The organism is Pseudomonadota bacterium (genome assembly GCA_010028905.1).
Lineage (GTDB): Bacteria > Vulcanimicrobiota > Xenobia > RGZZ01 > RGZZ01 > RGZZ01.
On sequence record RGZZ01000240.1, the window covers coordinates 1 to 7,576 of the forward strand.

The window sequence follows — 7,576 nt, forward strand, 5'->3', positions numbered from 1 at the left end:
TTCACCGATTCGCTCATCGATCCGGTTAGCGGTCAGACGGTGGGGAGCTGCTTCGTGACCATCGATCTCTCCCGGCGAGAGCTGGCCGTCGACGCCGATCCGGGGCGGTCGGAGAGCTACGACTATCCTCACATGACGGTGCGCATCCGCTCGGAGGGAACGGTGCGCGATGACCTCGGCCACCTGGCCGCGGTGCGCAGAATCGACGCCGAGCTCGACATGTCGCCGAAGGCGCGCCGGCAGCCGGTGTCGCACGCCGCGCGATACACCAATCCGAATCTCTTCCGCTTCCTCCGCTGGGAGGACGCCGGCGCCATCTGACCCCCTCTGCCGCGCGCGCTCGTCCGCAGCGCACGCGATCACGGGAACCATGGGAAGAGGCTGCTCGGCGCGCCGGGGAGGTGCCCCCCTGCCTCCCACCCCTTGGGGAGGCGCGACTCCCTCGAAGGAGGGATTTTGATCGTCGGGCGCAGGAGGGCCTCACCACCCGAAGAAGTGCGGCCCCGAGGCGCGCGTGCCTTCTCGTTCTGCATACCGGCAGAGAGACGCGGCTGACGCGCAGCAACAAGGAGAGAACCACATGCGAATCGCCCTCATCGACGGAGTGCGCACCCCGTTCGTGAAGTCGTGGGCTGACTACAACAAGCTCAGCGCCCTCGACCTGGCACGCCGCGCCGTGCAGGAGCTCATCGAGCGCAGCGAGCTCGATATCAATCAGCTCGACGAGATCGTGATGGGGGCCGTGCTGTCGCCCACACGCACGCCCAACATCGCGCGCGAGATCGTCATCTCCCTCGGTCTTCCCAAGCGCATCCCGGGGTTCACCCTCGGCCGCGCCTGCGCATCTGGCCTGCAGGCCGTCACCAGCGCCGCCGAGTCGATGCTCGCGGGCAAGAACCAGGTGGTCATCGCCGGCGGCACAGAGTCGCTGTCGAACGTGCCCGTGCAGTACTCGAAGAACTTCATCCAGTCGCTCATGGCGTTCCAGAAGGCCCGCACGGTGCAGCAGAAGATGGCCGCGCTTGGCAGCATCAACCCCAAGAAAGACCTGCTGCCGCAACCGCCCGAGCTCACCGAGGTCTCGACCGGACGCACCATGGGCCAGCACGCCGAGGAGATGGCCCGTCAGTGGGGCATCACCCGGGAGGCACAAGACGCCTACGCCATGATGAGCCATCAGCGCGCCGCCGCCGCGGTGGCCGCGGGGCGCTTCAACGACGAGGTCGCGCCCGTGCTCGCGCCGCCTGACAGCCACCCGGTGACGGTTGACAGCTACGTGCGCGCCGACACCACGGTCGAGCAGCTGGGCAAGCTCAAGCCCGCCTTCGACCGCAAGTACGGCACCCTCACGGCGGGCAACTCGAGCGGTCTCACCGACGGCGCCTCCGCGGTGCTGCTGATGACCGAGGATAAGGCGAAGGCCCTGGGCTACACGCCGCTGGCCTACATCAAGGGCTGGGCCTACGCGGCCCTCGACCCGGAGCAGGGCCTGCTCATGGGGCCTTCATACGCAACGCCCAAGGTTCTCGATGACTGCAAGCTGAAGCTTTCTGACATCGATCTCGTCGACATGCACGAGGCCTTCGCTGCCCAGGTGCTTTGCAACCTGAAGGCGTGGGAATCGCCGGCGTTCGCCAAGGAGAAGCTGGGCCGCGACATGCCGCTGGGCGCCGTCGACATGAGCCGCTTCAACGTGAACGGAGGCTCCATCGCCCTGGGCCATCCGTTCGGCGCCACGGGCGGGCGCATGCTCGTCTCCACCGCCCACGAGCTGAAACGTCGCAACGGCAGGTACGCGCTTCTCACCCTCTGTGCCGCCGGCGCCATGGGCGTCTCGATGGTCATCGAGCGCTGAGCCCGCGAGACATTCCTGAACTGATCAAGAAAGGCCAAACAAGATGACCATGACTGCATCCAAGCCCCTGGCCCTCGAAGCCTTCAAGCTCGACATCGACGCAGACGGCATCGCCGTCGTCACCATCGACCTCCCGGGAGAGAAGGTCAACCTGCTGAGCGAGAAGCTCATGTCTGAGATGGAGCCGCTCATGCTGCGTCTCACCGAAGAAGACGTCAAGGCTGTCGTCTTCATCAGCGGCAAGCCGGAAGGGTTCATCGCCGGCGCCGACGTGAAGATGCTGGCCCGCGTGCGTACCGCCGAGGAAGGCGAGGCCCTCTCGAAGGCAGGTCAAGATGCCCTCAACCGCATCGAGGACCTGACCGTGCCCACGGTGTGCGCCATTCACGGCGCCGCCATGGGCGGCGGCCTCGAGTTCGCCCTGGCCTGCCGCTATCGCATCGTCACCAGCGACGCGAGCACGCAGCTCTCGCTGCCGGAGGTGCAGCTCGGCCTCATCCCCGGTGCCGGTGGCACCCAGCGCCTGCCTCGTCTCATCGGCATGGAGCCGGCCATCAACATGATTCTGAATGGCAGCAAGATCCGCGCCGACAAGGCGCGCAAGATGGGGCTGGTGCACGAGGTGGTTCCCAAGGAGCTGCTGCGCGACCGCGCCGTGCGTGCCGCGCGCCAGCTCGCCCGCGCCACCGCTGACCTGGGGCACATCCCCATCAAGCCTGCGTCGGCCAAGCGTCCGGCCCGCACCCTGGGCGCGCTCATGCTGCAGGCCACCGTGCCGGGGCGCGCCCTCATGTACAACACGGCGCTCAAGACGCTGAAGAAGAAGGTGGGCAACCACTATCCGGCGCCCTACATGGCGCTGGCCTCCATCTATCACTCGCGCGGACATTCGTTCGAAGAGGGGCTCGCCCTCGAGGCCGAGTCGTTCGGAAAGCTCACGGTGAGCGACGTGGCCCGCCAGCTGCAGAACATCTTCTTCGCCAGCACCGAGATGAAGAGCGAGCCTTGGCGCGCCAAGGACGGCAGCGTGGTGAAGCCCCACGCCGTCGCCAAGATCGGCGTGCTGGGCGGTGGACTCATGGGCGGCGGAATCGCCACCCTGTCGGCTGACAAGGGCTATCGCATCCGAGTGAAGGATCGCGACATCGCGTCGGCCAGCAAAGCGGCTGCCTATGCCGACAAGTTCTTCTCCGAGAAGGTGAAGAAGCGCCACATCCGCCCCTACGAGAAGGACATGGCCATGGGGCTGCTCTCGGTGACCGATCAGTACACGGGGTTCAAGACCTGCGACATGGTCATCGAGGCGGTCTTCGAGGACATGGCGCTCAAGCACAAGGTGCTTGCCGACGTCGAGGCGGTGACGCGGCCGGACTGCGTCTTTGCCAGCAACACGTCGGGGCTTCCCATCACGAAGATCGCGGAGGGCAGCAAGCATCCCGAGACGGTGGTGGGCATGCACTACTTCTCGCCGGTCGAGAAGATGCCGCTGCTCGAGGTCATCGTCACCGAGAAGACCGCCGACTGGGTCACCGCCACCGCGCTCGCGGTGGGCCGCAAGCAGGGAAAGACCTGCATCGTGGTGGGCGATGGCCCCGGTTTCTACACCACCCGCGCCCTGGCGGCCATGATGAACGAGACCATTCGCGTGTTCGTCGAGGGGGCTTCGGTGGAGGGCATCGATCAGGCGATGCGCGACTTCGGCTTCCCCGTGGGCCCGATGACGCTCATCGATGAGGTCGGGTTCGACGTGGCCAAGAAGGTGCTGGTCACCATGGTCGAGGCGTTCGGGCACCGCTTCCCCGTCACCGACGAGGCCATTCTGCTGTTCGAGTCCGGGCGCCTCGGGCGCAAGAACGGTCGCGGCTTCTACACCTACGAGGGCGGCAAGAAGGGCGAGGTCGACCTCACCGTGTACGACCAGATGCCCTACGGCCGCAAGCGTCAAGACCCGTCGCCCAAGGTCATTCAAGATCGCCTGGCCTACGCATTCATGAACGAGGCGGCCATGATCCTCGAGGAGGGCGTGCTTCGCTCGCCCCGCGATGGCGACATCGGCGCCATCTTCGGGCTCGGCTTTCCGCCGTTCCTGGGCGGTCCGTTCCGCCACATGGACACCATCGGCATCGCCAACGTGGTGAACCGCCTGCGCGATCTGAAGCAGTCGTTCTCGAAGTCGTTCGAGCCGGCGAAACTGCTCGTGCAGATGGCCGAAGAGGGCAAGACCTTCTACGGCGGCTCGAACTAGTCGTCGCGGCCGCGGGTTGCGGCGCTTCGCACCGGGTGAGGGCGCCTCTCCAGACGGAGGGGCGCCTTCTTTCATGTCACGGGCGCGGGGCGACGGGGCGCGTCAGTGGCGGCTCAGCTCCGGCGCAGCAGGGTCCACGTCTCGAAGACGCCGCTGTGGTTGCGCGTGTGCTTCACGATGCCCACGCCGGGGGCGAGCCACCAGGTTTCCTGGCCGAGTCCCTCGTTGGTGATCTTCAGGCACTCGAACGTTCCCGCTGGCGTCTCTATCTTCTCTGGACCCTCTCGGCGTCCCATGATGTTGAAGCCCAGGCAGCCGGCGAAGCTCTGGGTCTTCCAGCGATCGGGGCCGCTCCAGCGAAGGTCGGCCGTGGGAATCAGGGCAGGGGCGCCGGCCACGCCCACACGGCTCAGCTGGAGCAGCTGCACGCCATCGGCGCTGAGCTTTGCCTTCGTCTCGATGCCGTCGATCACGAGCGGCCAGTGACCGTTGCTGACCCCGCCGGTCACGCGGATCGTCACGCTCGGCGATCGCGGCACCTGTGTGCGGGTGCGATCCTGCACGTCGCGCGCGTACGTCCATTCCGCGCCAGCGCGCAGCGGTAGACAGGGGCCGTCGGCGGCCCAGAGGGCGCGCGTCAGGGTGCAGAGGAGCACTGCGGCGACGAGGGGAGCGAGGCGAGGCATGGGGGGAACCTCCATGTGTATGTGCTCTGGATGAAGGGGGGACGCGGCCCAAGGCCCCAGCGCCGTGGGACGGTGAAGGCTTCGCGTGGCCGAGGAGAGCCCCCTCCGCTCGACCCGCCCGTCTGGCTGGCGCGGGTCGATCTCCGGAACTTGTTTCCGTCTTGTGACCCTGCAGTGACGGGGATGTTTCACTTTGCGATGTAAAGTCAGGAGTGTGCTTTGTGTTGCAAAGTTTGAGCGGAGGTGTCCGATGACGGTTTCAATGTTGTTGCTGATGGTTGCCGTGGCCGTGGGGACGGCGGGGGAGTGGCTGCTGGTCGACCAGCCGGCCGGCGTCAACGTGCTGGTGTTCGCAGCGCTCGTCTGCGGGGGCGCGTGCCTCATCGCCCGCCGCTGTGAGCGGCGATCTGCTTCGTGGGTCACGGGGCTCTGGGCTTCGGCGGTGGTGTTCGCGCTGGCCGGCGCGTGCTACGATGCCGAGGTGGTTCAGGCCTGGGCGCCGGCACTGTGCGGTCTCATGCTGCTCCTGGCCCTGGCCTGGTCGTTTGCTGGCGCGGTGTCGCTCGATCGGTTCAGCGTGCCTGTCCCGGTCTCGTTGGCGCTGAACGTGCTGGTGTCGCCCTTGTACGCCTGTCTCGGGCTGCGCGCGGCAGGGGGAGATGCGACGTGCCGCATCCTCGATAGGCGCCTGCTCACCGGCGTCGCGCTCTCTCTGCCCCTGCTGGCCGCGTTCACCTCGCTGTTCTGCATGTCTGACCCCGTCTTCGAGCGCAACGTGAACGCCGTTCTCGAGGGCATCTCTGTTGACGTCGTGGTGTCGTTCATGCGCGTCGCGCTGTTCAGCGCGCTTGCCTTCGGCCTGCTGCATCGCCTGCTGCTGCACGCGCACGCGCCGCAGACGCTCACCTCGTCGTTGTGCGTCGATCCGGTCGTGGTGAGCGTGGCCTTGTCGCTCGTGAACGGGCTGTTTGCGGCCTTCCTCGTCATTCAAGCCCGATATCTCTTTGCGGGGAACGCGGTGCTGAGCGTGCCGGGGCTCACCTGCGCCGACTACGCGCGGCGCGGGTTCTTCGAGCTCGAGGCGGCCACCCTGCTCGTGCTGATCATCGTGGTGATGGTGCACGCGGTTCTCCACGCTGCGTACGGGCGAACGGCTGCTCGCGCGCTGAGCGCTCTCCTGGCGGTGCAGACCCTGGGCATCGCAGCCTCCGCCGCAAAGCGCATGGCGCTCTACACCGACGCGTATGGCCTCACGGTGCTCCGCTTCTACGCCAGTGCCGGCATCGCCGTCATCTGCGTATTGCTTCTCGTCACCATTGTGGGGAATGGGCTCGACCGAACGCTCGCCTGGCTGGCCTCACGCGTCTTCGTGGTGGCCCTGGTCGGCGTGGCCCTGGTCTCGCTGGTCGATGTCGAGGGGATGGTGGCGTGCGTGAACCTGGCGCGAGCGGAGCGGGTCGATGTGCGCTATCTGGCGTCGCTCTCGGCCGACGTGGTGCCCGCCCTCGAAGCCGGGTGCGCGTCGGGAGATCCCGCGGTTGCACTGCTGGCGCGCGAGGCGTTGGCTTTGTGGCGGGTCACCCACGTGGGCACATCCCACGACTGGCGCTCGTACAACCTGTCACGGGCTCGCGTCAGGGATTCAATCTTGGTGCCCCCCCACGCACGCGCTACAGGAGCAGCCAAACAGATCGTTCAAGCCGGGGGCGAGACATCGCGTGAAAGCCGGATCTTCTGACATGCGCACACATACCAACCGTCCAGTAGTCGTCTCGACTGCGGCTCGCAAGTCGTCGCCGACCTGCTCACCGCAGCAGAGACTGTTGTGAGACGGTTGATATAGCAGAAAGGCCCGCGATGCGGGCCTTTCTGGAGACGACGCGGGCGCTTGCCGACGTCCTGCGTGTGATGTCGAGCAGGTGCTCGCGAGCGTGGGCTACTTGACGATCTTCACGTTGCGGGCGATCTTGTTCTCGCCTTCCTTGATGTACTTCACCTGCGCCTTGGCGCCGACAGCGGCCTTGCCCGCGATGAAGCAGGCCTTCTTGTCGTAGCTGAACTTCCAGGCGGTGGCGCCCACCTTGAGGGTGAAGGCGTTGTCTGACCACGACGAGATCTCGCCGCTGATCTGCTGCACAGACGCCTTCGCCGAAGCTGCGGCTGCGGCCGGTCGGGCGTGTGCGGCGAGCATGCCGCCGAAGCAGGTGAACAGGAATGCGGCCACGAGGCCGGTGACGATTCTGCGGGTGATGCGCATGGGGGGCTCCTTCTTCAGATGTCTGACCCTTGAACAGGCCCGCAGTTCTGAGCGGAGGAAGCCATCTCCTTCCGGATGCGGGCTCGCGAAGTGCGATGTTTTCACGAAATGAGCCGCGCATTTTACGCTCTCCTGACGATCATTTCCGGGATCATGCAATCGCCGCGCGTACAGTTCGCCGTGCCCAGCTGCCGCCGGCAAGGGGCGATTGAGACGTTGAGGGAGAGCACACCGTGATCAGCCGTCTACCCAACAGCATGAACCTCTATGGCAGCCTTGGTTCTCAGCCACAGCAGCGGTCATTCGATCCGGTCGGCCTGCCCTTGACCTCGAGCCTGCTCCAGAGCCTTCAGCCGAACGCACAGACGTGGTCGTTCGGCGCGACGCCACAGCCGGCCGCTCCCGCGCCCGTCGGGACGCCCGCGCCGCAGGTGCAGCGATGGTCGTTCGGCTCGACATCCCAGCCCACTTCCGCTCCGCCTCCCGCGGCCGCGCCTCCCCCGCCGTCGGCGAAGCCGATCCAGGAAGAGGCC

6 protein-coding genes are annotated in these 7,576 nt (G+C 66.5%); 4 read left to right on the forward strand and 2 right to left on the reverse strand.

Annotated features, from left to right (window positions below; genetic code table 11):
* The 3 genes from EB084_15430 to fadJ all read left to right on the forward strand — a co-directional run.
* Window positions 1-321 (forward strand): hypothetical protein (locus EB084_15430; protein ID NDD29649.1); only part of this gene is annotated, 321 nt, incomplete at its 5' end.
* A gap of 259 nt (window positions 322-580) precedes the next feature.
* A complete protein-coding gene (gene fadI / locus EB084_15435) occupies window positions 581-1,855 on the forward strand; it encodes an acetyl-CoA C-acyltransferase FadI (protein ID NDD29650.1) in 1,275 nt (424 codons plus the stop codon).
* Between the two features lie 49 nt (window positions 1,856-1,904).
* Window positions 1,905-4,100 carry a fatty acid oxidation complex subunit alpha FadJ gene (gene fadJ, locus EB084_15440; GenBank protein ID NDD29651.1) on the forward strand — a complete coding sequence of 732 codons (2,196 nt, stop codon included), beginning with the start codon at window positions 1,905-1,907 and terminating at the stop codon, window positions 4,098-4,100.
* Between the two features lie 113 nt (window positions 4,101-4,213).
* Here the strand turns inward: fadJ and EB084_15445 are convergent, their stop codons facing one another.
* Window positions 4,214-4,801 (reverse strand): hypothetical protein, encoded by a 588-nt coding sequence (locus EB084_15445; protein NDD29652.1) that lies wholly within the window; start codon window positions 4,799-4,801, stop codon window positions 4,214-4,216.
* A gap of 235 nt (window positions 4,802-5,036) precedes the next feature.
* Here EB084_15445 and EB084_15450 point away from each other — a divergent pair, with 235 nt between their 5' ends.
* Window positions 5,037-6,524, forward strand: a complete 1,488-nt coding sequence (locus tag EB084_15450; GenBank protein ID NDD29653.1) for a DUF4173 domain-containing protein — start codon at window positions 5,037-5,039, stop codon at window positions 6,522-6,524.
* 198 nt (window positions 6,525-6,722) lie between these two features.
* Here the strand turns inward: EB084_15450 and EB084_15455 are convergent, their stop codons facing one another.
* The gene (locus tag EB084_15455; protein NDD29654.1) at window positions 6,723-7,043 is read right to left on the reverse strand and encodes a hypothetical protein; all 321 of its coding nucleotides are present in this window, start codon (window positions 7,041-7,043) and stop codon (window positions 6,723-6,725) included.
* Between the last annotated feature and the right edge of the window lie 533 nt (window positions 7,044-7,576).

Excerpts from the sequence above, each read along its gene's own strand:
- fadI (NDD29650.1), top strand. The coding sequence starts at position 581 with ATGCGAATCGCCCTCATCGACGGAGTGCGCACCCCGTTCGTGAAGTCG.
- EB084_15445 (NDD29652.1), bottom strand. The coding sequence starts at position 4,801 with ATGGAGGTTCCCCCCATGCCTCGCCTCGCTCCCCTCGTCGCCGCAGTG.
- EB084_15450 (NDD29653.1), top strand. The coding sequence starts at position 5,037 with ATGACGGTTTCAATGTTGTTGCTGATGGTTGCCGTGGCCGTGGGGACG.
- fadJ (NDD29651.1), top strand. The coding sequence starts at position 1,905 with ATGACTGCATCCAAGCCCCTGGCCCTCGAAGCCTTCAAGCTCGACATC.
- EB084_15455 (NDD29654.1), bottom strand. The coding sequence starts at position 7,043 with ATGCGCATCACCCGCAGAATCGTCACCGGCCTCGTGGCCGCATTCCTG.